The sequence below is a fragment of the Actinomadura sp. NPDC048394 genome (assembly GCF_040651755.1).
In the GTDB taxonomy this organism is placed as follows: domain Bacteria; phylum Actinomycetota; class Actinomycetes; order Streptosporangiales; family Streptosporangiaceae; genus Spirillospora; species Spirillospora montaniterrae.
This window is the reverse complement of sequence record NZ_JBEZJL010000015.1, coordinates 29476-53916: the sequence shown is the minus strand read 5'-3', so window position 1 is coordinate 53916 and position 24441 is coordinate 29476. Positions and strand designations below refer to the sequence as shown.

Genomic DNA, 24441 nt, shown 5'->3' with positions numbered 1-24441 from the left:
CCGGTCCGCCGTTACGGGTCCTTCGGGGCGAAGGGCCAGCGGAGCCCGACGCCCACGTGCAGGACGATGGCGGTGCCGAGGAAGCTGAGCGCGGCCGTGGTGACCCAGTCGTCCGCGGTCGCCCTCGTCCAGTGCCGGCCGCCCGCGTAGGCGCCGAGGGCGCGGTGCAGGACGAACGCGACCAGGGCGATGAGGGCGAGGGTGAGGACGCGGCAGGGCAGGGGCCGCAGGCGGGCGGCGGGCCAGCCCTCGAACAGCACGGCCACGACGAGGACGGCGCCGATCACGCAGCCGCAGGCGGCGCTGATGGCCGCCGGCCGCAGCCCGGCGGGCTCGCGGAGCAGCAGGTAGGTGACGGCTCCGGCGGCGATGACGAGGGCGTTGCCCGCCAGCAGCCGCGGCCCCCGCCGGGCGACGGCGTTCACCGGCCAGCCGCGCAGGGCGATGAAGAACACCCCCTGCCAGACCCCGACCGCGGCGAGCGCAGCGCCGAAGTCGGCGGCGGGGACGGGGCCGCCGGGGTCGCGCAGCCCGGCGGCGGCCCGCTCCGCCGCCGGGACGGCGCCGTGGTTGACCAGCAGGAGGTACGCGCCCGTCCCGATCGCCCAGGTGAGCGCGAGCGCTGCGGCACCGGAGGAGAGCCGGCCCATCCCGGCGAGCGGCCAGCGCTCGCAGACCAGCGTCAGCTGGAGCATCGCGGTGAACAGCGCCGCGGCCAGCGGCAGCGTCGCGGGGAACGTGGCCGCGGCGGCGGGCCCCGGCTCGGCCTGGAACACGCCCCGCAGGTCGGATCGCTCGACGACGGCCTGCCCCGCGATGGTCAGCACCACGGCGGCCGCCGCGAGCAGGACGGTGTCGAGCAGGCCCGTCCACGGGGTGGACAGCCGGGAGCCCGGCCAGTCGTGCCACCAGAACGCCATCATGGCGACGGCGGGCAGCGCGAACGTGGCCAGCGGGCCGAGGACCAGCAGCGAGGTCGCCGCGCTGCCGGTGCCGAGCGCCAGCGCGAAGAAGACGGCCGCGGTGAGCAGCGCGCCGCCGAGGCCCGACCAGGGCTGGGCGGCCAGCTGCCGCCGCCGTCGCGCGGCGGCGTGCGCGGGCAGCAGGTGCGCCGGAGTGGTCAGCGAGGGCCGCCGGGGCAGCGGCGCCGCGCTGCCGCAGACGAGGCCGGCCGCCCGCGCCCGGCCCCCCGCGGCGCCGGTCGTCCGGCCCCGGGCGGCGCCCGTCATCCGGTCGCGGGCGGCGCCGGTCGTCCGGTCGCGGACCGGGCGGCGGCCGGGACGGGCAGGTGCGGCAGCAGCTGCTCGACGGTGACCGGCAGCTCGCGGACGCGGTGCCCGGTGGCGTGGTGGACGGCGTTGGCGATCGCCGCGGCCGACCCCACCTGCCCGATCTCGCCGACGCCCTTGACGCCGAGCGGGCCGGTGACGGGGTCGTCGACCTCGATGAGGGCGACGTCGACGTCGGGCGCGTCGGCGTTGACGGGCACCAGGTAGTCGCCGAGGCTCGCGTTGGCCCAGCGGCCGAGGCGGGCGTCCATCCGGGTGCCTTCGAGCAGGGCCTGGCTCATGCCCCAGAGCATGCCGCCCATCAGCTGGCTGCGCGCCGTCGTGGGGTTGAGGACGCGTCCGGGCGCGAACACGCCGGTCATGCGCCGGACCCGGACGAGGCCGAGGTCGGCGTCGACGGCGACCTCCGCGAACTGGGCGCCGAAGGTCAGCAGCCCGTACGGGGTGTCCAGGGGCGGCGGGTCCCAGCTGCCGATGGCGTCGGCGTCGTTGAGGCGGTGGCGTTCCATGAGGTCCCGGTAGCCCTCGCCGGTGCCGTCGGGCAGGGACAGCCGCCCGCCGGCGGCGGTGACGTCGGCCGGGTGGGCGCCGTGCAGCGGCGAATCGGGATCGACGACCGCCATGGCGATCAGCTGGTCCCGGAGCGCGGTGGCGGCGTTGTGCACCGCGGCGCTGACCATCATCGCGCCGTTGGACCCGACGGGGGAGCCGGCGGTGGGCAGGTCGGTGTCGCCGAAGTCCAGCCGCACGTCGCGCAGGTCGACGCCGAGGCCGTCGGCGGCGACCTGGGTCAGCACGGTGGTCATGCCGGTGCCGAACTCCTGCGCGGCGGTGGAGACGACGGCGGTGCCGTCGGAGTACAGGCGGGCGCGGGCCCGCTGGGTCCGCATGAAGAACGCGACGGGGTACGCGGCGGCGGCCATCCCCGTCCCGATGAGCTGGTTTCCCTCGCGCCGCGCGCCGGGCGCGGGGTCGCGGCCGGCCCAGCCGAACCGTTCCGCGCCGAGCCGCAGGCACTCGGCCAGCCCGCCGCTGGACCAGGGATGGCCGGTGTTCGGATCGACGTCGGTGAGGTTGCGCAGCCGCAGCTCGACCGGGTCGACGGCGAGTTCGCAGGCGAGCTCGTCCATCGCGCATTCGAGGCTGAACACCCCGGCGGCCTCGCCCGGCCCGCGGGTGAACGTCGGCGTCATCGTGTTGCCGCGCACCAGCCGGTGGACGCCCTCGAAGGCGGGGGCGGCGTAGAGCTGCGAGGCGGCGCCGAACGCGGGTTCGGCCCAGTCGTCGAACGGCGAGGTCAGCGAGATCTTGTGGTGCCGGATCGCGGTGAGCGCGCCGTCGCGCCGCGCCCCCAGCCGGACCCGCTGCTCCTGCTCCTCGCGGTGCCCGCAGGAGGTGAACATCTGCTCGCGCGTGACGACGAGCCGGACCGGCCGCCGGACGTGCCGGGCGGCCAGCGCGGTGAGGGCCACGTGCGGCCACACCATCGCCTTGGACCCGAACGCGCCGCCGACGAACCGCGTCAGCACCCGGATCCTCGACGGCGACAGGCCGAGGAGCGCGGCGACGGTCAGCTGCACGGCCTTGATGCCCTGGCAGGAGTCGTGCAGCGTGAGCCGGTCGCCGTCCCACACGGCGGTGGTGGTCAGCATCTCCAGGGCGTTGTGGTGGTTGGCGGCGAACCGGAACGCGGCGTCGACGCGCACGTCCGCGGCCGCCATCCCCTCCTCGACGTCCCCGCGGCGCAGCTGCGCGGGCATGAAGCCGCCGAAGATCTTCTCGGGTTCGTAGGCGTCCCGGCGGCCCTGCTCGATCGTGGTGACGGACGGCGCCTCCGCGTACTCGGTCCGGACCAGGGCGGCGGCGTGCTGCGCCTGCTCCAGGGTGTCGGCGACGACGATCGCGATCGGCTGGCCCGCGTAGTGGACGGTGCCGTCCTGCATCGGGAAGAACGTCTCGCCGGGCGCCGGCCCGCCCATCAGGGACGGCACCAGCGGCACGTGCGCGACCTCCGGCAGGTCGCGGTGGGTGAGGACCGCGGCGACGCCGGCGGCGCGCTCCGCCGCCGCGGTGTCGATGGCGGCGATCCGCCCGGCGGCCACCCGGGCGCCGACGATCCGCGCATGGGCGAGGCCGGGCATCGGGAACTCCGCCGAGTACCGCGCCGCGCCGGTGACCTTCACCGGGCCGTCGACCCGGGCCGTCTCCCGGCCGATGGATCCGCTCATCGTCCGTCCTCCGCGAGCGTCGCCAGCGCCCGGACGATCGTCCGGCGCGCCAGTTCGACCTTGTAGGCGTTCAGGGGCCGCGGCACCGCCGCCGCCAGCTCCCGGCCGGCGGCCTCGGCGAAGGCGTCCGGCGTGGCGGGGCCGCCGAGGAGGCTCCGCTCGGCCGCCCGGGCGCGCCACGGTTTGGTCGCGACGCCGCCGAGGGCGAGCCGCACGTCGGCGATCGCGCCGTCCTGGACGTGGATCGCCGCCGCCACCGAGGCGAGCGCGAACTCGTACGACGCGCGGTCGCGGACCTTCACGTAGACCGAGCGGCGCGCCACCGGGACCGCGGGCACCTCGATCGCGGTGATCAGCTCCCCGTGCTCCAGCGGACGCTCGCGGTCCGGGGTGTCCCCGGGCAGCAGGAAGAAGTCGTCGATCGCGATGGACCGCTCGCCGCCCGGGCCGCGCGTGCGCACCACCGCGTCCAGCGCGACGAGCGCGACCGCGGCGTCGGACGGATGCACGGCGATGCACTGATCGCTGGTCCCGAGGACGGCGTGCCCGCGATGGAAACCGTCGATGGCGGCGCATCCGCTGCCGGGGTCGCGCTTGTTGCACGGCGAGGTCGCGTCGCGGAAGTAGCCGCACCGCACCCGCTGGCACAGGTTGCCGCCCATCGACGCCATGTTCCGCAATTGCGCGGAGGCGCCCAGCAGCAGCGCCTGCGCGAGCATCGGGAACCGGTCGGCGACCCCGGCGGCCTCCGCGACGTCGCTCATCCGCGCGAGCGCGCCGATGCGCAGGCCCCCGTCCGGCCGGTCCTCGATCCCGGCGAGGGGCAGGTCGTTGATGTCCACCAGCAGGTCGGGCCGCAGGACGTTCTGCCGGACCAGGTCGACCTCGGTCGTGCCGCCGGCGAGGAACGCGCCGCCGGGATGCTCCCGGACCGTCGCGATCGCCGTGCCGACGTCCGCCGCCCGCGCGTAACCGAAGGGCCGCACCGTCACGCACCGCCCGCCGCGTCGCGGACCTCGCGGATCGCGGCCCGGATGTTCGGATAGGCGGCGCAGCGGCAGAGGTTGCCGCTCATCCATTCGGCGATCTCGGCGTCGTCGGCGGCGTGCCCTTCGCGCAGCAGCGCCACCGCGGACATGATCTGCCCCGGCGTGCAGTAGCCGCACTGCAGGGCGTCATGGGCGACGAACGCCGCCTGCATGGGGTGCAGGTCGTCGCCGTCCCCGAGCCCCTCGATGGTGGTGACCTCGCGCCCCTGGCACGTGACCGCGAGCGTCAGGCACGCCAGCACCCGGCGGCCGTCCACCCACACCGTGCAGGCGCCGCAGGCGCCCTGGTCGCAGCCCTTCTTCGTGCCGGTCAGCCCGAGATGCTCGCGCAGCGCGTCCAGCAGGCTCACCCTGGGCTCGACGCGCAACTCGCGCTCGCGGCCGTTGACGGTGAGCGTGATCGTCCTGGCCCCGGCGCCGGTCACCGGCGGCGCCTTGATGTCCGTCCCCATGCGGGCGGTCCCTCACTGATCGACTGATGATCACTGTCCGTGACTCTTCATGCCCACGCGGTGACGGATCTCACACCCGGGCAGGGACCGGACCGTGCGCGCATCGGCGCAGGTCAGATGCGATTCGCGCGGGGCCGCGTGGTTGTATGGGCCCCATGGCTCGCAGCAACATCTGGGAGCACGGCACGGACGCTCCCGTCCCGGCGGTCGCCGTCCTCGACGAGCGGGGCGACGTGGTCGGCTGGTCCCGGGCGGCGGGAGAGCTCCTCGGTTATCCGGCGGAGGGGATCCTCGGCCGCCCCGGCACGGACCTGCGCATGGAGCGCGACCGCGCGACGCGCATCTGGACGTGGAACGGCGGGCACGGCGACGACGACTACCGGGTCGGCATGGTCGACCTGCGCCACCGCGACGGCGAGCAGATCGTCACGCACCTGGAGCGGATCCGGATCGCCACCCCGGGCGGGGCGCCCGCCTGGGTGGTCGCGGCGATCCCCGCGTCGGTCTTCACCCTCGGCACGTCGGTGCTGGAGCCGCTGCTCAGCGCCGCCCCCGTCGTGATGGTCGTCTGGGACACCGACCTGCGGTCGGTGTGGCGGAACGAGCAGGCGCAGCGGCTGGAGGGCTTCTTCCCCTGCTTCGCGGTCGGCCGGCCGCTGCCCGAGACGCAGGGCGAGGAGGACCCCCTGGTCCCGCCGGAACTGATCCGGGAGGTGCTCGCCGACGGGGTCCCGGTGATGGACCGCGAGTCCCGCTGGGGCGGGGCGGACCGGGAGCGCACGTTCTCGACGTTCCTGTTCCGCGTCGAGGCCCTGGACTCGCGCCCGCTCGGCGTCTGCCTGATGGCCATCGACATCACCAACAGCAGGGCGCGGGAGCGGCTGGCGCTGCTCCGCCGGGCCAGCGTCCAGATCGGCACCACCCTCGACGTCCAGCGGACCGCCCAGGAGCTCACCGACCTCGCCGTCCCGGGGTTCGCCGACTACGCCACCGTCGACCTCACCGAGGCCGTCATGCCCGGGACCGAGCCCCTGGAGCGGCTGGAGGCCACCCAGAACGGCATCCCGGTGTTCCGCCGCGCGGGCCTCGCCTCGATCCACGACGGCGTGCCCGAGGCCCTGTGGCCGCTGGGGCAGCCGGTGTACGTGCCGCCCGGTTCCCCGTTCACCAAGGTCCTCGCCTCGGGCCGCTCCTACTTCGAACCCGAGATGGACACCTCGCCCGGAAGCTGGCTCGACGACGACCCCCACCGCGCCCGGGTCATCGCCGCCATGGGCATGCACACGCTGATCATCGTCCCGCTGTGGGCCCGCGGCAGCCTCCTCGGCATCGCCGTGTTCGTCCGCACCGACAACAAGGCGCAGTTCACCACGGACGACCTGGTGCTCGCCGAGGAGCTCGCGGCCCGCGCCGCGCTGAGCCTGGACAACGCGCGCCAGTACACCCGCGAGCACGACGCGTCCCTCGCCCTGCAGCGCCAGCTCCTGCCGCGCAGGCTGTGCGGCAAGGACGTGATGGAGCTGGCCTCGCGCTACCTGCCGTCCGACGTCCACCAGGGCGTCGGCGGCGACTGGTACGACACGATCCCGCTGCCCGACTCCCGCCTCGCCCTCGTGGTCGGGGACGTGACCGGGCACGGGATCAACGCCGCCGCGAGCATGGGGCGGCTGCGCACCGCCATGCGGACGCTCGCCTACCTCGGCCTCCCCCCGGCCGAGCTGCTCGCCCGCCTCGACGAGCTGTACGCCCGCCAGGACGAGGAGGAGCAGGGCAGCGCCCTGTCGCCGATCGCGGCCACCTGCCTGTACGCCGTCTACGATCCGGCCACCCGGCGCTGCACCCTCGCGTCGGCCGGGCACCTGCCGCCCGCGATCGTCGATCCCGGCGGCGGCGTCTCGTTCGTCGACCCACCCGCGGGCACCCCGATCGGGCTCGGGCTGGGCGTGCACGAGTCCGTCGAGTTCGAGCTCGGCGAGGGAGCCCTGCTGGCCCTGTACACCGACGGGCTGATCGAGCGCCGCGACGACGACCTCGACGGGGGCATGCGCCGCCTCGGCGCCGCGCTGGCCCGGGCCGCGGGCCCGCTGGACGGCCTCTGCACCAGCGTGATCGACGCGATGGTGACGAGGACCGCCGAGGACGACGTCACCCTCCTGCTCGCCCGAACCCTCGCGCCGTCCTGAGTCACTCCAGGTCGAGGTCCTGCGGCAGCTGCGCCGGGCGCAGCTCGCGGCGCGTCCGGACGTACCGCACCGAGTGGCGCCACCGGCCGTGCTCCGTCGCGGCGTCCACGCTGATCTCGACCACGACGTCCGGGACGACCCGCACGTACGCCGTGGGCGCCTCCGCGCCGGGCATCCCGCCGGCCCATCCCGCCGGGAGCACCTCCGGCCACGGGTGGTCGTCCCCGGCGGGCACCAGCAGCCCGGCGAGCTCCCGGCGCGCCGCCGGGGGCAGGGGACCGGAGCGGCCGACGACGCGCAGCCGCCCGTCCGGCCGGTAACGTCCGAGGATCAGGGTCGCCGGGGCCGCGGCGCTTCCCGTGACGCCGCCGACGACGGCTTCGGTGGTGGTGCGGTGCTTGACCTTCCACCAGCCGCGCTTGCCCTCCTGGTAGCGGCCCGACGCGGCCTTGACGACGAGGCCCTCGATGCCCTGCGCGGGCAGGATCTCGAACCACACGCGGGCCTCGCTCACATCGCGCAACTGCGGGCACAGCACGATCCGGGAGGTGTCCGGCACGCCGGCGAGGAGGCGTTCGAGGACCTCGCGGCGCTCGGACAGCGGCCTGGGCCGGTAGTCGGTCCCGCCGGTTTCCAGCACGTCGAACACCACGTAATGGCACGGCTCGGCCAGCGCGAGCTCGCGGCCGCGGCGCCCGGCGACATGCCGGCGCTGCAACGCGGCGAAGTCCAGGCGCCCGTCGCGCCCCCAGCGGACGATCTCGCCGTCGACGACCGTCCCCGGCGGCAGCGCGCCGAGGACCGCCGGGACGACCTCGGGGAACGCGTCGTTGAAGCTCTTCAGCCGCCGCGACCACAGCCGCACGCCGCCCTTCTCGTTCACGACCGCCAGCGCGCGGAACCCGTCCCACTTCGGCTCGTACCGGCATCCGCCGGGACAGGCCGACTCGTCCGGGATGCGGTCGATCGCCGTCGCCGCCATCGGGACGACGGGCCCACCGATGCGCATAGCCGCCACCCCCCGTGATGTGCGGCTACCCGCAACCCCGTAGGGGACAGCGCGGCAGCGCGATTCTTGGCCGCGGCATGGGCGGCCCATTGCCGGGGCCTTCGGAGGCGGCGAGCGGGCTAGCGGGTCCAGGCGGCGGGGACGACCTCGCCGACGGCGCCCGAGGCGTCCAGCCGGATGACGGTGGGGCCGCGCTCGCACTCCCAGGTGGTGACGTTCGCGAAGGCCGTCCCGTCGTGGTGCCAGAAACCGCCGTCCTGGTGGATGTGGCCGAACAGGTGCAGCCTGGGCCGGACCTGCCGCACCCGTGCCAGGAGGTCCGCGCAGCCGTGGCGGCCCGGCAGGGCGCCCGCGTCGCCGATGCCCAGCGGCGGGCCGTGCGTCACGAGGACGTCGACCTCGTCGGGGATCAGGGCCCACTTCCGGGCCAGCGCCCGACCGCGGGGGAGATTGAAGGCCCAGTCGTTGAACTCCGGCTGCCAGGGGCTGCCCCAGAACGAGACGCCGTCGATCTCGGTTCCGCTGTCCTCCAGGTAGCGGATGCCTCGGTCGGCCAGGACGGCGCGGGCCTGGTCGGGCCGGTCCTCCAGCATCCGGTCGTGGTTGCCGGCGACGACGACCTTCGTCCGGTGGGGGAGGGCGTCCAGCCAGTCGGCGGCCTCCCGGAGCTCCGCGAGGTCCTCACCGCGCCGGCAGAGATCGCCCGCATGGACGAAGACGTCCCCGTCGGGGACGGTGAGGTCGTCGTGATAGGTGTGCGTGTCGGCGACCGCGACGATGCGCATCAGACGACCCCGGCCTCGGCGAGCCAGCGCCACAGCTCGTCCTGGTGGACGACCGTGACGCCGAGCTTCTCGGCCTTCCCCGTCTTCGCCGCGCCGACGTTGTCGCCGGCGAGCAGGTAGTCGGTGTTCGCCGACACCGACGAGGCGGCCGTCGCCGCCGCCTGCTCGACCAGGCGCGTCACGTCCGGCCGGCTGATCTTCGCGCCCGAGCGCGGGTCGGTGAACGCGCCGGTGATCACGACCGACCTCCCCTTGAGCGGCGAGTCGCCCGCGGCCGCCGCGTCGACCGGCCGGTCCTCGTCCAGGACGTCGAGGTCCACGCCGCGCTCGCGCAGCGCCGCGATCTCCTCCCGGACGTCCGCGCGGGCGAAGAACGCCACGATGCTCTCGGCGACCTTCGGCCCGATGTCGCGGATCGCCACCAGGTCCTCGACGGTGGCCGCCGCGACGTCCTCGATGCGCTCGTAACCCGCCAGGCACAGGCGCTTGGCGGTGCCCTCGGACGCCATCGGGATCGCCAGCCCGATCAGCGCCCGGCGCAGCCCCATGCCCTTGGACGACGCGATCGACTCGACCATGTTCCGGGCGCTGACCTCGCCCATCCGCTCGTAGCCGAGCAGCTGCTCGGCCGTCAGGTCGTACAGGTCGCTGCGGCGCCTGAGCACGCCCTCCTCGGCGAGCTTCTCGATCCAGACGTCCCCGACGCCCTCCATGTCGGCCGCCGGCCGCGAGGCCCAGTGCATCAGCCGCCGCGTCGCCTGCGCCGGGCACTGCAGGTTCAGGCACCAGCGCTCCTCGCCGGTGCCGCGGACCTCCAGCTCCGACCCGCACGACGGGCAGTGCGTCGGCGGGACGATCTCGACCTCGCTCCCGTCGCGCCGCTCCGGCAGCGAGCGGCCCGCGAACGGGATGACGTCGCCGCGCCGCACGACCGCGACCGTGTCGCCGATCCGCAGGTCCCGCTCGCGGATCAGGCGCGGGTTGTGCAGGGTGATGTTCTCCACCGTGACGCCGCCGACGAACACCGGCGCAACCTTCGCGCGCGGCGGGACGCGGCCGATCTTGCCGACCGGCCACTCGACCGACAGCAGCGTCGTCAGCTTCTCCTCCGGCGGGTACTTGAACGCGATCGCGCCGCGCGGCTCGGCGCTGTTGAAGCCCGCCGCGTCGAACGCCGCGGGCTCGTGCAGCCGCACGACCGCGCCGTCGATGTCGTAGTCCAGCCCGTCGCGGCGGCCGCCGATCTCCTCGATGGCCGCGACCACCTCGTCGGCGGTGCCGCACACGTACTGGGCGACGGGCTCGAAACCGTCCGGGATGTCGATCGCGTCGCCGTTGCGATCGGCGCCGAACGCGAAGAACCGCAGCACCCGCTTCGCCTTCGCCGCCGCCTCGGGATCCTTCAGCACCAGCGTCCCGGCGGCGCCCGACCGCGGGTTGGTCAGCGTCTTGTCCGGGTGCGCCTCGTTGTAGGCGGCCCACACCGACCGCAGCATCACCGCCTCACCGCGGACCTCGACGCGCCCCGGCGCCTCGATCCTTGCCGGCAGGCCGGGGATGACGTGGCGCACCTTCTCGGTCACCAGCTCGCCGACCGTCCCGGTGCCGCGCGTGGCGACGTAGTCGAGGTCACCGTCGGTGTAGACGACGCTGAGCGAGAGCCCGTCGAGCTTCTCCGAGACGCGGAAGACCTGGCCGCCGAAGCGCTCGCAGAACGCGCGGATCTGCTCCTCGCTCGTCGCCTTCCCCAGCGACAGCATCGGCCGCGCGTGGCGCACGGTCGGGCCGGTCAGCTCGGCGGGCGCGTTGACCTTGCCGAGGGGGCTGTCGGCCGGTTCGAGCTCGGGGTGCTCGGCGACGAGCGCCGCCAGCTCGTCCTTCAGGGCGTCGTAGTCGGCGTCCGGCAGGGGGCTGTCGCCGGCGCCGTAGTACAGGTCGTTCAGCCGCTTGACCTCGGCGGTCAGCTCCGCGATGCGCTCTTCAACGTCCACCCCTCGATTAAACGCGACCCCACCGACATTGCCCGCCCCGCGAGGCGCGCGCGGTGCTAGTGCGGGACCAGTACGGGCTAGTGGGGGGCGAACGTGCCGTAGGCGCCCTGGTGGAAGAGCAGCGGGGTGTCGCCGTCGCCCTCCTGGAGGTGGAGGACGCGGCCGACGACGATCTGGTGGTCGCCGGCGTCGTGCAGCTGCTCGGTGACGCAGTCGATCCAGGCGAGCGCGCCGTTGATGACCGGGTTGCCGGCGGGGGACGGCCGCCACCCGATGTCGTGGAACTTGTCCGTCTTGCGCATGGCCACGGCGCGGCAGACGTCCTCCTGCCCGGCGGACAGCACGTTCACGCAGAACCGCTCGCCCGACTCGCGCAGCGCGCGCCAGGAGCTGGAGCTCTTGTCGGGCAGGAAGGCCACCAGCGGCGGGTCGAGCGAGACGGAGGTGAACGAGCCGACCGTCATGCCGATGGCGGTGCCGGCCGCGTCGAGCGCGGTCACCACGACGACGCCGGTCGGGTAGTGGCCGAGGACGCGCCGGAAGCGGTCGGGATCGATGACCGGCGCGCCGGTCCCTCGGGTCGTGACGGGCATGGCGGGAACTCCTCCCTGTAGCGATCGCTACAGAGACTGCCATGCGGAACCCCGGCGTGACAACCCTGCGTGCCCGCCGGGGCCCGGGACCCGGCTCAGCCGGCGTCCGCGACCGCCTGCTCGACGATCGCCACGATGATCGTGATGAAGTCGTCCGGATCCCCGGCCTCGTCGATCTGGTGGGCCAGGAAGAGCCCGTCGGTCGAGGCGATCACGATGCGGGCCAGGTCCATCGCCAGCTCGGGCCGGCGGGCCCGCAGCCCGGTGCTCAGCTGCGAGGTGAACCAGGCCGCGATGCTGCTGGCCACCGCGTCGCGGGCGGCCAGGAAGTACTGGCGCGCCTCCGCCTCCACCTCGCGGGACTCCAGCAGCAGCATGTGCCCGATGCGCAGGAAGTCCGGCGCGCCGGGCAGGCCGCGCGTCGAGCGCGACAGGATCGCGCGCAGCCCCTCGCCGAGGGACCGCTCGTCGCGCGGGTCGCGCTCCCAGCGCGGCTCGGCGGCGATCCACTGCTCGAAGCTGTGCCGGACGACCTCGGCGAGCAGGTGGTCCTTGTCGCGGAAGAACCAGTAGACCGAGCTGGCCGGCAGCCCGGAGCGCTTGGTGACCTTCGAGATCGTGGTGCCCTCGTAGCCGTGCTCCGCGGCGATCTCGGCGGCCGCCCGGAGGATGCGGACGCGGGACATCTCCCGGTCGTCGCCGGGGCGGGGGGCGGCGGTCCGCGCGGTGCTCACGCCGCCTCCCCGAGCCAGGCCACGGCCTGCGCGTAGACGCCGTCGGCGATCAGGTCGACCAGGCGCTCCAGGTTCCAGCCGCGATCCGAGCGGATGCCCATGTACAGCCCGTCCATGACGGCGAGGTGGAACCGGGCCATCCGCTCGGCGACGTCCCGCGCGCGCTCCGGGTCGCTCCCGGAGAGCACCTGCTCCCACCAGGTCCGGATGGCGACGCGGGTCTCGGTGCGGACCTCGATGTAGCGGCGCCGCGCTGCGGGCTCCTTCGAGCGGTTCGCCAGGCCGAGCATGAGGCCGAGCCGCCAGAACTCCGGGCGGTCGGCGATGGAGTGCGAGGCCCGCTGCAGCCGGTCGCGGACCTCCTCGGCCGGGTCGCCGAGCTCCACCCGGTCCCGCCAGGTGGGGGCGGTCTCGCGCCAGCGCCGGTAGCTGAACTCCAGGGTCTCGGCGAGCAGCTCGTCCTTGTTGCGGAAGTGCCAGTAGACCGAGCTCGGCGGCAGCCCGGTGGCCTCGGTCACCAGGGCGATCGAGGTGCCGTCGTAGCCGCGCTCGGCGGCGATGGCGAGGGTCGCCTCCAGGATCCGCAGCCTCGACTCCTCGCCCTGCTGGTGGCGCCGTGCCGTCTTCCGCATCTGCACTTGCTCCTCTGGACCTCAGGAAACTCCGCCGCGGCGGGGGGTTGTGTCGACCATCACATCATGGGTACGGTCACTCCGCGTCCCTGTAGCGATCGCTCCAGTCCGTGTAGCGATCCCTACGGATCCATTGTGCCGCGAACGCCTTCGTGGCGACGCCACCGGCGCTGGCCGGCGAAACGGAGAACACCCATGCCCACCCTTCGCAGCGATCGCCGCCGCCGGCGGCCGGTCGCCCTCCTCCTCGCGACGCTGGCCGCGGCCTCGAGCCTGACCGCCTGCGGGTCCGGCGACACCGGCGTCAGCGCCGCGGACGCCGAGACCCAGGCCGCCGACCTCGTCAAGGTCCTGAAGCTCCAGGGCGGCGCCGCGCTCGGCGGCGACGTCACCTTCAAGCTCGGCGCCGCCCTCACCCTCTCCGGCCCGTCCGCCGGCAACGGCCAGTCGATGCGCAACGCCATCGAGCTGGCCGCGAAGCAGATCAAGGCGGCCGGCGGGCCCGCGATCAAGCTCAGCGTCAAGGACATCAAGGGCCCCGACCCCGTCGCCGCCAAGCAGGCCGCGTCCGAGCTCGCGTCCGAGGGCGTCCCCGCCAAGATCACCTCGATGGGCGACGGCCTCGGCGCGATGCTCGCCGACACCGACAAGAGCAGGATCCTCAGCCTCGACGGCGTCGGCGGCGCCCAGGTCTTCACCCGCGGCACGAAGTACTTCTACGGCACCCGCGAGGTCGCGCCGTCCGACGCCGTCCCCGGCGCCCTCGAATGGTTCAAGCGGACCCACCCGCAGGGCCGGACGGTCGGCCTCGCCGGCGTCGACCTCGGCGCGCAGAACGCCGCCATCAAGGCCGACATGACGGCGAAGTTCGCCGCCGCGGGCCTGACCTTCAACGGCCTGTGGGAGACCGCCGCGCCGGCCTCCCAGGACTTCGCGAGCATGCTCGCCAAGATCAAGAAGAACCAGCCGGACCTGCTCTGGGTCGCTTTCAGCGGCGCCTCGCCCGGCGCGTTCGCCGCCCAGGCCAAGGCCGCCGGCATCAAGAGCGAGCTCGTCGGCATCGAGTTCACGCAGGAGGCCGTCAAGGCGTCCAAGGGCGTCCTCGACTCCGACGGCCTCACGTTCGCGATGGACTACTTCGACGCGTCCGCGCCGTCGAACCCGCTCGCCAAGCTCTTCGCCGACGCCTACAAGAAGGCCTACGGGCAGCCGGCCGACTTCTACGCGGCCAACGCCTACGAAGAGACGCTGATGGTCTGGGACCTCATCCGCCGCGTCAAGGCGGCCGGAGGCGACCCGGGCGACAGCGCCCAGCTGAAGGCCGCGCTGGAGAAGGACCCGCGGTTCGCCTCGGTCTACGGCGGCGACTCCACGACGGTCGGCACGCTGAAGATCGACCTGAAGACGCACGGCGTCGCGAGCCGCCCCATGGGCGTCTTCGAGTACAAGGACGGCAAGGTCAAGCCGCTCGCCACCTACGACGTCGGCGGCCAGGGCTTCCGCCTCGCCGGCTGACCGGCCCCGCCTCCCGGGGGACGGCCCGCAGCGCGCCGTCCCCCGCCCCTCGATCCGGGAGGATCCATGCACGACCTGCTGGACGGCGAACTCTGGCAGCTGACCGTCAACGGCCTGGTGCGCGGCGCCCTCTACGCCGCGCTCGGCGCCGGGCTGGCGCTCGTCATCGGGGTCACCACCCGCTTCCATTTCGCCTACGCGCTCACCTACACCGTCGCCCCCTACGCCGCCTACTGGGCGATGGACGGCCTCGGCGCGCCGTTCTGGCCGTCGGCACTCGCCGGGCTCGCCGCCGCGGTCGCCGTCAGCATGCTGCTGGAAGCCGCGGTCTACGAGCCCGTCGCCCGCCGCGCCGCCGACCGCGCCATGCTCGCCGTGCTGGTGACCTCGATCGGCGTCAGCACCGCGGGCATCGCGCTGCTCCAGCTGAAGTTCGGCACCAGCAGCCTGCCGTTCTACGGACCGGACCAGGTGCAGCACCGCCTCGGGTCGGCGCGGATCTCCAACTTCGACCTCGACCAGGTGGCGACCTGCCTCGCCCTCGTCGCCGCCCTCGCCGCGTTCCTGGCGTTCACCCCGGTCGGCCGCTCGATCAAGGCCGTCCGCAGCAACCCGGGCCTCGCCGCCGTGCTGGGGATCGGCGTCCGCCGCGTCAACCTGATCTGCTTCGCCGTCGCCGGGCTCATCTCCGGCGCCTGCGCCCTCTGGTACGGCCTGCTCTACACGGTCCAGCCGACCATGGGCGACTCGACGGTCATCTACGGGTTCGTGGTGGCCTTCCTCGCGGGCACCCGCTCGTCCCCGCTGCGGGCGCTGCCCGTCGGGATCGGGCTCGGCCTGCTGGAGCAGTGGGCGTCGAACTGGCTGCCGCTGCAGTGGACCCAGACCGCCGTGTTCATCGTCCTCACCGCCTACCTCGCGTTCCTGGCGGTCAAGGACCGCCTGCCCCGCCCGCGCCCCGCCCGTCCCGTGCCGCTGGAGAAGGTCTGACGCCATGTGGATCAACTATCTGGACCAGGCGCTGCTGCTCGCCGCGCTCGCCGTCAGCGTCAACCTCCTCGTCGGGTACGCCGGGCAGGTGTCCGTCGCGCACGCCGCCTTCGCGGGCGTCGGCGGGTACGCCGTCTGCTTCCTCGCCGGCCTGCACGGCTGGCCCTACCTCGCCTCCCTCGCCGTCGCCGTGCTGGTCACCACCGTCCTCGGGGTGCTGATCGGGCTGATCGCGCTCGGGCTCGCCGAGGAGTTCCTCATCCTGATGACGCTGGCGTTCTCGCTCGGGATCATCGGCGTGCTCGCCACCTTCGACGCCCTCGGCGGCGTCACGGGCATCACCGGCGTCGACGGCCTCCGGCTGTTCGGGAAGGAGCTGGACACCCCGGCCGACTGGCTGATCCCGTCGGCGGTGGCGCTCGCGCTGGTCTTCGCCATCTGCCGGCGCATCGGCGAATCCCCCTACGGGCAGGTGCTCAAGGGCATCCGCGAGGACGCCGTCGCGACGCGCGCGCTCGGCAAGAACACCTTCGGCTACAAGATCGGCATCTTCGCGATCACCAGCGGGCTGACCGGGCTCGTCGGCGGCCTCTACTCCGGCTGGCTCGGCCAGGCGACCCCGTCGGCCTACGGGTTCCCGCTCGCCATGGCGGTGTTCGCGATGGTCATCGTCGGCGGCAACGCCAACCTCGTCGGCTCGATCGCGGCCGGGATCGTCCTCACGATGATCGAGCCGGTGCTGCGCCAGGTCCTCGCCGTGCAGAGCACCCAGGCCGCGCTGGTGCAGGTGGTGCTGTACGGCGCGCTGCTGCTGCTCGTCATGCTCGTCCGGCCGCAGGGCCTGTTCCCCGAACGCGCCCGCAAGGTCGCCGTCCCCGCCCCCGAGTCACGAGCGCAGGCTTCCCCGCGCCCCGAGCCGCCCGCCCGGACGCCCTACGACGAGGCCGACGTCGTGCTCCGTGCGGAAGGGCTCTCCAAGCGCTTCGGCGGCATCACCGCCGCCAAGAACATCGACCTCGAACTGCGGCGCGGCACCATCACCGCGCTCGTCGGCCCGAACGGCGCCGGCAAGACGACCGCGTTCAACCTGCTCACCGGCACCGTCGTCCCCGACACCGGCTCGGTGACGCTGAACGGCGCCGAGCTGGTCGGGATGCGCCCCGACCTGGTCGTCCGCGCCGGGCTGGTGCGCACCTTCCAGGACGTCCGGCTGCTCGACCGGCTGACCTGCCTGGAGAACGTCATGCTCGCCGTCCCCGGGCAGCCGGGGGAGCGGCTCGGCCCGCTGTTCACGCCCGGCCGCGGTGTCTCCCGCGCGGACCGCGAGGCCGCCGCGGAGGCGATGCGGTGGCTGGAGTTCGTCGGCATGGCGGACGAGGCCGCGACGCCCGCCGACGCGCTGTCCTACGGGCAGGCGAAGCTCGTCTCGCTCGCGCGCGCCCTCGCGACCCGCGCCGACGTGCTGCTGCTCGACGAACCGGCCTCCGGCGTCGACGCGGCCTGGGTGGAGACCATGCTCGCCATGGTCGCCGCCGTCCGCGACGAGGGCCGCACCGTCTGCCTGGTCGAGCACAACCTCGACGTCGTCCGGCAGCTCGCCGACCACACCTGCTTCATGGAGCTCGGCGAGATCACCGCGTCCGGCACGCTCGACGAGCTGACCGGCTCCGCCCGCCTCGCCGAGGCGTACTTCGGCGCCCAGTGACGAGGAGGACACCGATGCCCGACAACAGCGCGCCGCTGCTCGACGTGAGCGGCCTGGTCGCCGGCTACGGCCGCAAGGAGGTGCTCCACGGCGTCGGCCTCCGCGTCGAGGCGGGCGAGATCGTGACCCTGATGGGGCACAACGGCGCGGGCAAGACGACCACGATCAGGGCCGTCCTCGGGGCCGTCCGCCCGCGCGCCGGGACGGTCCGGATCGCCGGCCGGGACACCACCCGCCGGCCCGTCCGCAAGGCGGTGGCGGCGGGCGCCGCGATGATCCCGTCCGAGCGGTTCGTGTTCCCCGACCTGTCGGTGCACGACAACCTCCTGCTCGGCGCCGCCAACGCCCCGTCCGGCTCCGGCACCGCGCAGCGCCTCGCGACGGTGAAGGAGCTCTTCCCGATCCTCGGAGAACGCTGGAAGCAGCCGGCCGGCTCGATGTCGGGCGGCCAGCAGCGCATGGTCAGCCTGGGCATGGCCCTCATGGCCCGCCCCCGCCTGCTCTTGCTGGACGAACCGTCCCTCGGCCTCGCGCCCTCGGTCGTCGAGGCCATCTTCGGCCGCCTGCGCTCCCTCGCCGACGACGAGGGCCTCGGCATCCTCCTCCTCGAACAGAACGTCAAGCAGGCCCTCAAGATCGCCGACCGCGCCTACGCCATGCGCTCCGGCAGCGTGATCCTCGAAGAGACCGCGGCCGCGATGCGCGACCGCACCGACTTCTGGGACCTCTTCTGACCACCCCGGGCACCGGAAAGGTTCCCTCCACGGCGACCGGTTCCTGTCATCCTGTCCCGCTTGTTGGGGTGCGCGCGTTGCGTGGATGATGATCAGTGGCATCTCGGACGCCGCTGGTCATCGGAGGTAGGAATGCTCGCCAGGCGGTTCGGCTACGCGGTCTCTCCCGAGCCGGCGGCGACCGCCACCCCGTCCGTCCTGGGCCAGCTCGACAGGGCCGCACGTCTCGACCGGGTGCTCTTCATCGGCGTCGCGGTGTGCGGCGTGGCGATGGCCGTGGGCATGATCATCGTCCTCGGGGACGAACTGTCCTTCCCCGGCCTCCTGGGCGGAGTGCTCGCGGGGGAGGCCGCCCTGCTGCTCATATGGCTGGCGGCGAGGAGCCAGGAGCGGGTGCGCGGCCCGGGCGGCGAGGGGCTGACGGCACCGGAGGCACGCCGGCTCAGAGGCGTTCTGGCCGAGCAGCCGTGGCAGGTCTGGCCATGCCGCGTGGAGCTCGTCCGGGAACACGCGAACCCTTCGGCGCTGGTCCACGTGTTCCTCCTGGACCCGGAGGAGAACGCGGCGGCCGTCCTGAAGACCCGGCTCCAGCGCGCCACCTGGAGATCCCTGACAGACGGCTACGGCGTGCTGTGGTTCGCCGGAGATCTGAGGTTCGGCGGCGCGCTCGCTCACCCGGCCGACCCCGCCGACCCGACGGTTTCGTACGCCACGGTCGCCCCGCAGCAGCCCGCCACCGCGTCACCCGGCAGTTCCGTCCTCATGGAGGAACTCCAGCGGCAGGCGATCGGCTGGACCTTCGGCGGGCTTTGACCTCAAGCGCTTGAGGTGTGTTCTGCTGCCGTCCATGCGCACCTTCACCATCCAGGAAGTCTCCCGGCGCACGGGGCTCAGCGAGCCGACGCTGCGCTATTACGAGGCCGGCGTGCGCGCGGCCGTGCGACACGGCGGCGCGGAGGTCCACCATGTCGCCTCGGCCATCCCGGCCGGCCAGCCCGACGACCCGGACGAGCTGATCGTCCTCGCCCGCGAGGGCACGCTGCGGGTGCTGCGCGCCGCGCGCACGGCGGGGACGGCGGCACCGAACTGGTCGCCGTGAACCCGACGGGCATCTTCGGGCCCGCTCTCACGTCCGTCCCGGGCTCCTCGATGCAGCTGGTCAAAGCCATGCTCGACGGCGCGATGAGCCGCGCGCCGCGGCTGCGCTTCGGCATCGTCGACGTCCGCGACGTGGCCGATCTGCCTCCTGGAGGTGGCCGCGATCCTGCGCCGCCCGCTTGCCGCGCGTGCCCGCGGAGGAGGAGCCGGGCGACGAGCCGTCGCGCCCGGTCATCCGCAACGACCGGGCCCGGACGGAACTCGGCCGGCGGCCGCGCCCCGTCGAGACGATGATCGTGGAGTCGGCCGGAAGCCTGCGTGACCTCGGCCTCCTGGACGGATGACCGCTCAAGGCGCCGGCAGCGGAGGGCGGGCGTGGACGAGAGGGAGGTAGACCGTGTCGACTATCTCCTCGAGGACGGCGTCCGGGACGGGTTTCAGGGTCATCAGGATCTCGTGCCGCTGCAGGGTGAAGGGCAGGTATTTGATGCGGTCGGTGAGGTGGGCGGGGTCGATCTCGCCGCGTTCGGCGGCTCGGGCGTAGAGGACGTCCAGGAGGGGGCGGCGGCCGGCCAGGAGCACCTCGCGGAGTTCGGCCGGGCTCGTGCCGGTCTCCTCGTAGTACTCGGCCAGGTGCACGGTCATCACGGCGGTGAGGCCGGTACTGGTGCCGTTGGCCTGCTTCATCACGGCCAGGACGTCGCCGCGGAGGGTGCCGGTGTCGGGCAGGTCCAGGTGGGTGCGCTCCTTGACGTGGGCGAGGGTGGCGTGCAGGAGTTCGTGCCGGCCGGCCCAGCGGCGGTAGAGCACGGGACGGCTCGTGCCGGCGCGGGCCGCGACGGCGTCCATGGTGAAGTTGGCGTAGCCGTTCTCGGTCAGCTGCTGCCAGGCCGCGTCGAGCAGCGCGTCCTCCAGGGCCCGGCCTCGGCGCCGCTCGGCCATCTCACCCTCCGCAAATAGGGAACACTTGCGCATCTTATCGGGAGCGCCTACGGTCGGAGCTCAAGACACACCTCTGTATCTTAGGAGTTCCGTGAGTGCTCCCGAAAGGACGGCGGCCGTCCCCGGCGACCGTGTCGACCCGGCGGTCTGGCGGCTGGCGTTCACCGTCATCGTGGGCGCGCTCGCCGTGGTGTTCGACACCACCATCGTCAGCATCGCGATCAACGACCTGGGCCGCGACCTCGGCGCGTCCCTCGGCACCATCCAGTGGATCAGCACCGGCTACCTGCTGGCGATGTTCGTCACCATCCCGATCGCCGGCTGGGCGCAGTCGGTGCTGGGCGGCAGGCGGCTGTGGACGGCCGCGCTGGGGGTCTTCCTGCTCGGCTCGGTGCTGTGCGCGCTGGCCTGGGACGCGCCGAGCCTGATCGTGTTCCGCGTCGTCCAGGGCGTCGGCGGCGGCGTGATGATGCCGCTGATGGTCACCCTGATCATGCAGGCGACCGGCGGCCGCAACATCGGCAGGGTCATGGCCACCGTCACCCTGCCCGCCTCGCTCGGGCCGATCCTCGGCCCGGTGCTGGGCGGGATCATCCTGCACGTCGGCGACTGGCGCTGGCTGTTCCTGGTCAACATCCCGTTCTGCGCCGTCGGCGCCTGGCTGGCGCTGCGGAACCTGCCCGACGACCACCCCGCCCCCGGCGCCCGCCGCGCCCGCCTGGACGCCGTCGGACTGCTGCTGCTGTCCCCGGGCGTCGCCGCGGTGATCTACGGGCTGTCCCAGGTCGAGGGCGGCGACGGCGCCGCCCGCGTCCAGGTCGTGGTGCCGGTGCTGGCGGGCGTGGCCCTCATCGGCGGGTTCGTCGCGTGGGCGGTGCCGCGCTCGTCCAGGGCGCTGGTGGACGTCGGGCTGTTCCGGCACCGGCCGCTCGCGTCGTCGTCGGCGCTGAGCTTCCTGGCCGGCGCCACCCTCTACGGGGCGATGCTGCTGCTGCCGCTGTACCTGCAGCGGGTCCGCGGCGAGGACGCGCTGGGCGCCGGGCTGCTGCTGATCCCGCAGGGCGTCGGCACGCTGATGTCCCGCACCATCGCCGGCAGGTGCACCGACCGGTACGGGCCGCGCTGGGTCGCCTTCACCGGCTTCGCCGTGGTCACGGCGGCGACCGTGCCGTTCGCGTTCGTCTCCGCCGGCACCTCCATCGTGCCGCTCATGGCGGCGCTGCTGGTCCGCGGATTCGGTATGGGCTCGGTGAACATCCCGCTGGCCAGCGCGGGCTATGCCGGGCTGGGCCGCGCCGACATCCCGCACGCCAGCATCATCTCCCGCGTGGCGATGCAGATCGGCGGGTCCGTGGGCACGGCCGTGCTCGCGGTCATCCTGCAGCACACCGCGTCCGGCGCCCGCACGCCGGACGCGCTCGCCGGCGCGTTCTCCACGGCGTTCTGGTGGTCGGTCGGCTTCACCGCCGTCGCCGTCCCGCTGACCCTGCTCCTCCCCGGACGCACCGGATCCGCCCCCGCCGAGCCCGCCGGACAGGAGGCCGGCAGGCCAGCCGGGGTGGAGAAGAGCCCGGCCGCCTGAACCGGGCGACGGTGCCGTCGGCGCCCCGGGGAACAGCAGGGGCCTGTAGCGACTAGCGGAAGGTGTGCTCCATCTCGCCGATGCCCTCGACCCAGGTGCGGAGGGTCTCGCCGGGGCGCAGGAAGCGCTGCGGGGTCCTGCCCAGGCCGACGCCGTCGGGGGTGCCGGTGAAGATGACGTCGCCCGGGCGCAGGGTGATGACCTCCGACAGCTTCGCGATCGTCCGGGGGATGGAGAAGATCAGCTTGGACGTGCGGCCGTCCTGCACCGTCTCGCCGTCGATCGCGCAGCCGAGCGCGAGGTCGTCGCGGTCGGGGATCTCGTCGAGGGTAACGAGCCAGGGGCCGATCGGCGCGAAGCCCGGATAGGACTTGGCGAAGCCGAACTGCGGGGCCTCGCCGGTGAACTGCAGGATCCGTTCGGAGAGGTCCTGGCCGGCGGAGAGGCCGGCGACGTGGTCCCAGGCCGCGTCGGCGGTGACGCGGTGGGCCGTGCGGCCGATGACGGCGACGACCTCGACCTCCCAGTCGGTGTGGCCGCCGCCGGGCAGGGCGATCTCGCCGTAGGGGCCGGTGATGGACGAGGCGAACTTCGTGAAGACCGGCGGCAGGTCCGTCGGCGGCTCGAAGCCGGTCTCGGCGGCGTGGTCGGCGTAGTTCAGCCCGATCGCGACGACCTGGGACGGCGCGGGCGACGGCGAGCCCAGCCGGGCCGCGTCGATCTCGACGTCGGGGACGGGCGCGGCGGTCGCCGCCCAGGCCGTGAAGGCGTCCCACTGGTCGTAGAGGCTCTGCGGGTCGGGGCCGAAGCGGCCGTCCGAGGCGGTCGCGATGTCCGCGCCCTTGCCGTCGGAGACGACGAGCACGGCCCGTCCCGCGTGGTTGGCGATGCGCAATGTGCTTCCTTATATACGGCCGTCGATGAGGCCCGTCAGGAGCCGCTCGAAGGTCTCGGGGTGCTCGATCTGCGTCCAGTGCCCGCACCGCCCGAGCACGTACAGGTTCGCGTTCGGGATCGCGGCGGCGAAGTACCTGCTCGCGTCGACGGGGATGATCCGGTCGTCGCGCCCGTGGACGCACAGCACGTCGTGGGTGATGGTCGCGAGTTCCTCGGGGGTGAAGAAGCGGCGGGCGCCGTCCGGGTCGAACGACGCCTCGTGCGAGCGGCGGACGTCCTCGCGGTTCACGTAGGCCATCCGCTCGGCCACGACGCGGTCGATGGTGCCGCGCATGGGGCCGAGGTCGTACACGAACTCGCTGAGCAGGCCCTTGAGGGACGCGGCGCTCGGGCTCGCGTAGAACTCGCGGAGGTGCGCGAGTCCGGGGCTGACCGGCATGTCCGGTGCGCCGCCGCTGCCCATCAGCAGGATCTTGCCGACGAGCTCCGGCCGGGCGAGGGTCATCAGGAGGGCGAGCTGGCCGCCCATCGAGTTGCCGACGAGGTGGACCTTCTCCAGGCCGAGGCCGTCGACGAGCGCCAGCAGCGCCTCGGCGCGCAGCTCGTTGAACGGGCCCATGCCGCGCGGCGCGTCGGCGGGATGCGAGGAGTCGCCGAAGCCGATCTGGTCGGGTGCCAGGCACCAGAACCGGGGCCCGAGATCGGTGATGATCCGCTCCCAGTTCGACAGCCCGGTCGCGCCGGGCCCGGAGCCGTGCAGGAACAGCACGGCTTCCGAGCCCCGCTCACCGGTCTCGTGGAGCCGGAACGTCAGCTCGCCGCCGCGGACCTTGACGGCGACGTCGGACGAGGTGATCACAGGTGCACCTCCGCGAGCTTCTCGGCGCCGAGGTGACGGCCGCCCCACGCCTTCGCGAGGGGGTCGTCGAAGAGGAAGGCGTGGCTACCGGCCGCGATGGCGTCCTGGAACCTCGTCTGGAGCGGGTGGTCGACGAAGGCGGAGCGGCCGGAGGAGACCCGCATCAGCGCCTGGACGGTGTCGACCGCCGCGTTCGCGGACCGGGCGATGTCCCAGCGCCAGAACGCGCGCTGCTCCAGGGACGGGATCTCGCCGCGCTCGGCGTGCTCCATCAGCTCGGTGGCCGTCCGCTTGACCTTGAGGACGGCGGCGTCGAGCTGCCAGGCCGCCTCGGCCAGGTGGTCCTGCACGACGGGCTCCTCGCGGAGGAGCTGGCCGTAGTTGGTGCGGCGGGCGCGGGTCTCGGTCACCCACTGGTCGTAGAAGCCGAGGCAGGCGCCGAGCGCCCCGGCCGCGATGATCAGGTTGAAGGTGACGGCCCACGGCGTCCGGTACAGCGGCCCGTCGTTGAGCTCCTGGCCGGGCAGCGGGGTGCCGAGGCCGTGCGTGTAGTACACGTGCGACTGGCCGCGGTGCTCGGGCACGAACACCTCGTCCACGACGATGTCGTTGGAGCCGGTGCCGCGCAGGCCCGCGACGTTCCAGGTCTCCTCGATCCGGTAGTCGGCCTCGTCGAGGATCACCGACGTGAAGTCGGGGTACTCGGTGCCGTTCACCTCGCGGCGCCCGGCGATGCCGCCGAGGATGACGCCGGAGCAGATCCCGCTGCCGGAGGAGAAGCTCCACCGGCCCGACACCCGGTAGCCGCCGGCGACCTTCTCGATCTTCCCGGTCGGCGTGTAGGACGAGGCGATCCGGCGGGCCGGGTCGTCGCCCCAGACCTCCTTCTGCGTCTCCTCGGGGAACAGCGCGATCTGCCACGGGTGGACGCCGACGACGGACGCGACCCAGCCGGCGGACGCCGACGCCCGGCCGATCTCGATCACCGTCTCGGCGTACTCGGCGAGGTGGGCCTCGCCGCCGCCCCACCGGGCCGGCTGCAGCGCCCGCAGGACGCCCGTCGAGTCGAGCGCCGCGACGGCGTCCGCGGTGAGGTTCCCCCGCTCGGCGCTCGCGGCGTCGGCCGCGGCGAGCGCGGGCGCCGCGGCCCGCGCCTTGTCGATCATGCTCATGG

General features: G+C 73.7%; 23 protein-coding genes. 9 read left to right on the top strand and 14 right to left on the bottom strand.

Translation table 11 applies throughout. From position 1 onward, the window contains the following. Positions 1 to 11: 11 nt before the first annotated feature. Genes AB0C78_RS12850 through AB0C78_RS12835 form a run of 4 tightly spaced genes read right to left on the bottom strand, consistent with a single transcriptional unit; the run spans position 12 to position 5018 of the window. A complete protein-coding gene (locus AB0C78_RS12850) occupies positions 12 to 1229 on the bottom strand; it encodes a hypothetical protein (protein ID WP_360746122.1) in 1218 nt (405 codons plus the stop codon). Then, on the bottom strand, positions 1226 to 3517 hold the full coding sequence (locus AB0C78_RS12845) for a xanthine dehydrogenase family protein molybdopterin-binding subunit (RefSeq protein ID WP_360746118.1): 2292 nt from the start codon (positions 3515 to 3517) through the stop codon (positions 1226 to 1228). Before AB0C78_RS12845 ends, AB0C78_RS12850 begins: the two co-directional genes overlap by 4 nt. Next, positions 3514 to 4503, bottom strand: coding sequence for a xanthine dehydrogenase family protein subunit M (locus AB0C78_RS12840; RefSeq protein ID WP_360746115.1), 990 nt, complete (start codon positions 4501 to 4503; stop codon positions 3514 to 3516). Before AB0C78_RS12840 ends, AB0C78_RS12845 begins: the two co-directional genes overlap by 4 nt. A gap of 2 nt (positions 4504 to 4505) precedes the next feature. Next, entirely contained in the window at positions 4506 to 5018 is a 513-nt protein-coding gene (locus AB0C78_RS12835) for a (2Fe-2S)-binding protein (protein WP_360746112.1), read from the bottom strand. A 155-nt stretch (positions 5019 to 5173) separates the two neighbouring features. On the opposite strand from AB0C78_RS12835, the gene AB0C78_RS12830 reads away from it, so the two are divergent. Beyond that, on the top strand, positions 5174 to 7201 hold the full coding sequence (locus AB0C78_RS12830; protein WP_360746108.1) for a SpoIIE family protein phosphatase: 2028 nt from the start codon (positions 5174 to 5176) through the stop codon (positions 7199 to 7201). 1 nt (position 7202) lies between these two features. On the opposite strand, the gene AB0C78_RS12825 is transcribed toward AB0C78_RS12830, so the two are convergent. The 6 genes from AB0C78_RS12825 to AB0C78_RS12800 all read right to left on the bottom strand — a co-directional run bounded on the left by AB0C78_RS12825 (position 7203) and on the right by AB0C78_RS12800 (position 12945). Then, positions 7203 to 8210, bottom strand: a complete 1008-nt coding sequence (locus AB0C78_RS12825) for an ATP-dependent DNA ligase (protein WP_360746105.1) — start codon at positions 8208 to 8210, stop codon at positions 7203 to 7205. 119 nt (positions 8211 to 8329) lie between these two features. Then, complete coding sequence (locus AB0C78_RS12820; protein WP_360746102.1) at positions 8330 to 8995, bottom strand: metallophosphatase domain-containing protein; 666 nt, start codon at positions 8993 to 8995, stop codon at positions 8330 to 8332. After that, complete coding sequence (gene ligA, locus AB0C78_RS12815) at positions 8995 to 10986, bottom strand: NAD-dependent DNA ligase LigA (RefSeq protein WP_360746099.1); 1992 nt, start codon at positions 10984 to 10986, stop codon at positions 8995 to 8997. Before ligA ends, AB0C78_RS12820 begins: the two co-directional genes overlap by 1 nt. Positions 10987 to 11063: 77 nt before the next feature. After that, entirely contained in the window at positions 11064 to 11579 is a 516-nt protein-coding gene (locus AB0C78_RS12810; protein WP_360746096.1) for a flavin reductase family protein, read from the bottom strand. Between the two features lie 95 nt (positions 11580 to 11674). After that, positions 11675 to 12313: a helix-turn-helix domain-containing protein gene (locus tag AB0C78_RS12805; RefSeq protein WP_360746093.1), complete on the bottom strand. Its 639-nt coding sequence runs from the start codon at positions 12311 to 12313 to the stop codon at positions 11675 to 11677. Next, on the bottom strand, positions 12310 to 12945 hold the full coding sequence (locus AB0C78_RS12800; protein WP_360746090.1) for a helix-turn-helix domain-containing protein: 636 nt from the start codon (positions 12943 to 12945) through the stop codon (positions 12310 to 12312). Before AB0C78_RS12800 ends, AB0C78_RS12805 begins: the two co-directional genes overlap by 4 nt. Positions 12946 to 13140: 195 nt before the next feature. On the opposite strand from AB0C78_RS12800, the gene AB0C78_RS12795 reads away from it, so the two are divergent. The 7 genes from AB0C78_RS12795 to AB0C78_RS12765 all read left to right on the top strand — a co-directional run bounded on the left by AB0C78_RS12795 (position 13141) and on the right by AB0C78_RS12765 (position 19331). Beyond that, a complete protein-coding gene (locus AB0C78_RS12795) occupies positions 13141 to 14460 on the top strand; it encodes an ABC transporter substrate-binding protein (protein WP_360746087.1) in 1320 nt (439 codons plus the stop codon). 66 nt (positions 14461 to 14526) lie between these two features. Continuing rightward, on the top strand, positions 14527 to 15450 hold the full coding sequence (locus tag AB0C78_RS12790) for a branched-chain amino acid ABC transporter permease (protein ID WP_360746084.1): 924 nt from the start codon (positions 14527 to 14529) through the stop codon (positions 15448 to 15450). Between the two features lie 4 nt (positions 15451 to 15454). Continuing rightward, a complete protein-coding gene (locus AB0C78_RS12785) occupies positions 15455 to 17155 on the top strand; it encodes an ATP-binding cassette domain-containing protein (RefSeq protein WP_360746081.1) in 1701 nt (566 codons plus the stop codon). 14 nt (positions 17156 to 17169) lie between these two features. Next, positions 17170 to 17889, top strand: coding sequence for an ABC transporter ATP-binding protein (locus tag AB0C78_RS12780; protein WP_360746078.1), 720 nt, complete (start codon positions 17170 to 17172; stop codon positions 17887 to 17889). Between the two features lie 132 nt (positions 17890 to 18021). Next, positions 18022 to 18702, top strand: a complete 681-nt coding sequence (locus AB0C78_RS12775) for a hypothetical protein (protein WP_360746075.1) — start codon at positions 18022 to 18024, stop codon at positions 18700 to 18702. A gap of 34 nt (positions 18703 to 18736) precedes the next feature. Further along, positions 18737 to 18988, top strand: a complete 252-nt coding sequence (locus tag AB0C78_RS12770; protein ID WP_360746073.1) for a hypothetical protein — start codon at positions 18737 to 18739, stop codon at positions 18986 to 18988. Between the two features lie 187 nt (positions 18989 to 19175). Continuing rightward, positions 19176 to 19331 (top strand): hypothetical protein, encoded by a 156-nt coding sequence (locus AB0C78_RS12765; protein ID WP_360746070.1) that lies wholly within the window; start codon positions 19176 to 19178, stop codon positions 19329 to 19331. 4 nt (positions 19332 to 19335) lie between these two features. On the opposite strand, the gene AB0C78_RS12760 is transcribed toward AB0C78_RS12765, so the two are convergent. Beyond that, positions 19336 to 19929: a TetR/AcrR family transcriptional regulator gene (locus AB0C78_RS12760; protein WP_360746067.1), complete on the bottom strand. Its 594-nt coding sequence runs from the start codon at positions 19927 to 19929 to the stop codon at positions 19336 to 19338. A gap of 91 nt (positions 19930 to 20020) precedes the next feature. Here AB0C78_RS12760 and AB0C78_RS12755 point away from each other — a divergent pair, with 91 nt between their 5' ends. Then, on the top strand, positions 20021 to 21511 hold the full coding sequence (locus AB0C78_RS12755; RefSeq protein WP_360746064.1) for an MDR family MFS transporter: 1491 nt from the start codon (positions 20021 to 20023) through the stop codon (positions 21509 to 21511). A gap of 52 nt (positions 21512 to 21563) precedes the next feature. On the opposite strand, the gene AB0C78_RS12750 is transcribed toward AB0C78_RS12755, so the two are convergent. The 3 genes from AB0C78_RS12750 to AB0C78_RS12740 are packed head-to-tail and all read right to left on the bottom strand — an operon-like array spanning position 21564 to position 24439. Then, complete coding sequence (locus AB0C78_RS12750; RefSeq protein WP_360746061.1) at positions 21564 to 22406, bottom strand: fumarylacetoacetate hydrolase family protein; 843 nt, start codon at positions 22404 to 22406, stop codon at positions 21564 to 21566. A 9-nt stretch (positions 22407 to 22415) separates the two neighbouring features. Next, positions 22416 to 23267 carry an alpha/beta hydrolase gene (locus AB0C78_RS12745; RefSeq protein ID WP_360746058.1) on the bottom strand — a complete coding sequence of 284 codons (852 nt, stop codon included), beginning with the start codon at positions 23265 to 23267 and terminating at the stop codon, positions 22416 to 22418. Continuing rightward, positions 23264 to 24439 (bottom strand): acyl-CoA dehydrogenase family protein, encoded by a 1176-nt coding sequence (locus tag AB0C78_RS12740; RefSeq protein ID WP_360746055.1) that lies wholly within the window; start codon positions 24437 to 24439, stop codon positions 23264 to 23266. The genes AB0C78_RS12745 and AB0C78_RS12740 overlap by 4 nt, the downstream gene beginning before the upstream one ends. Between the last annotated feature and the right edge of the window lie 2 nt (positions 24440 to 24441).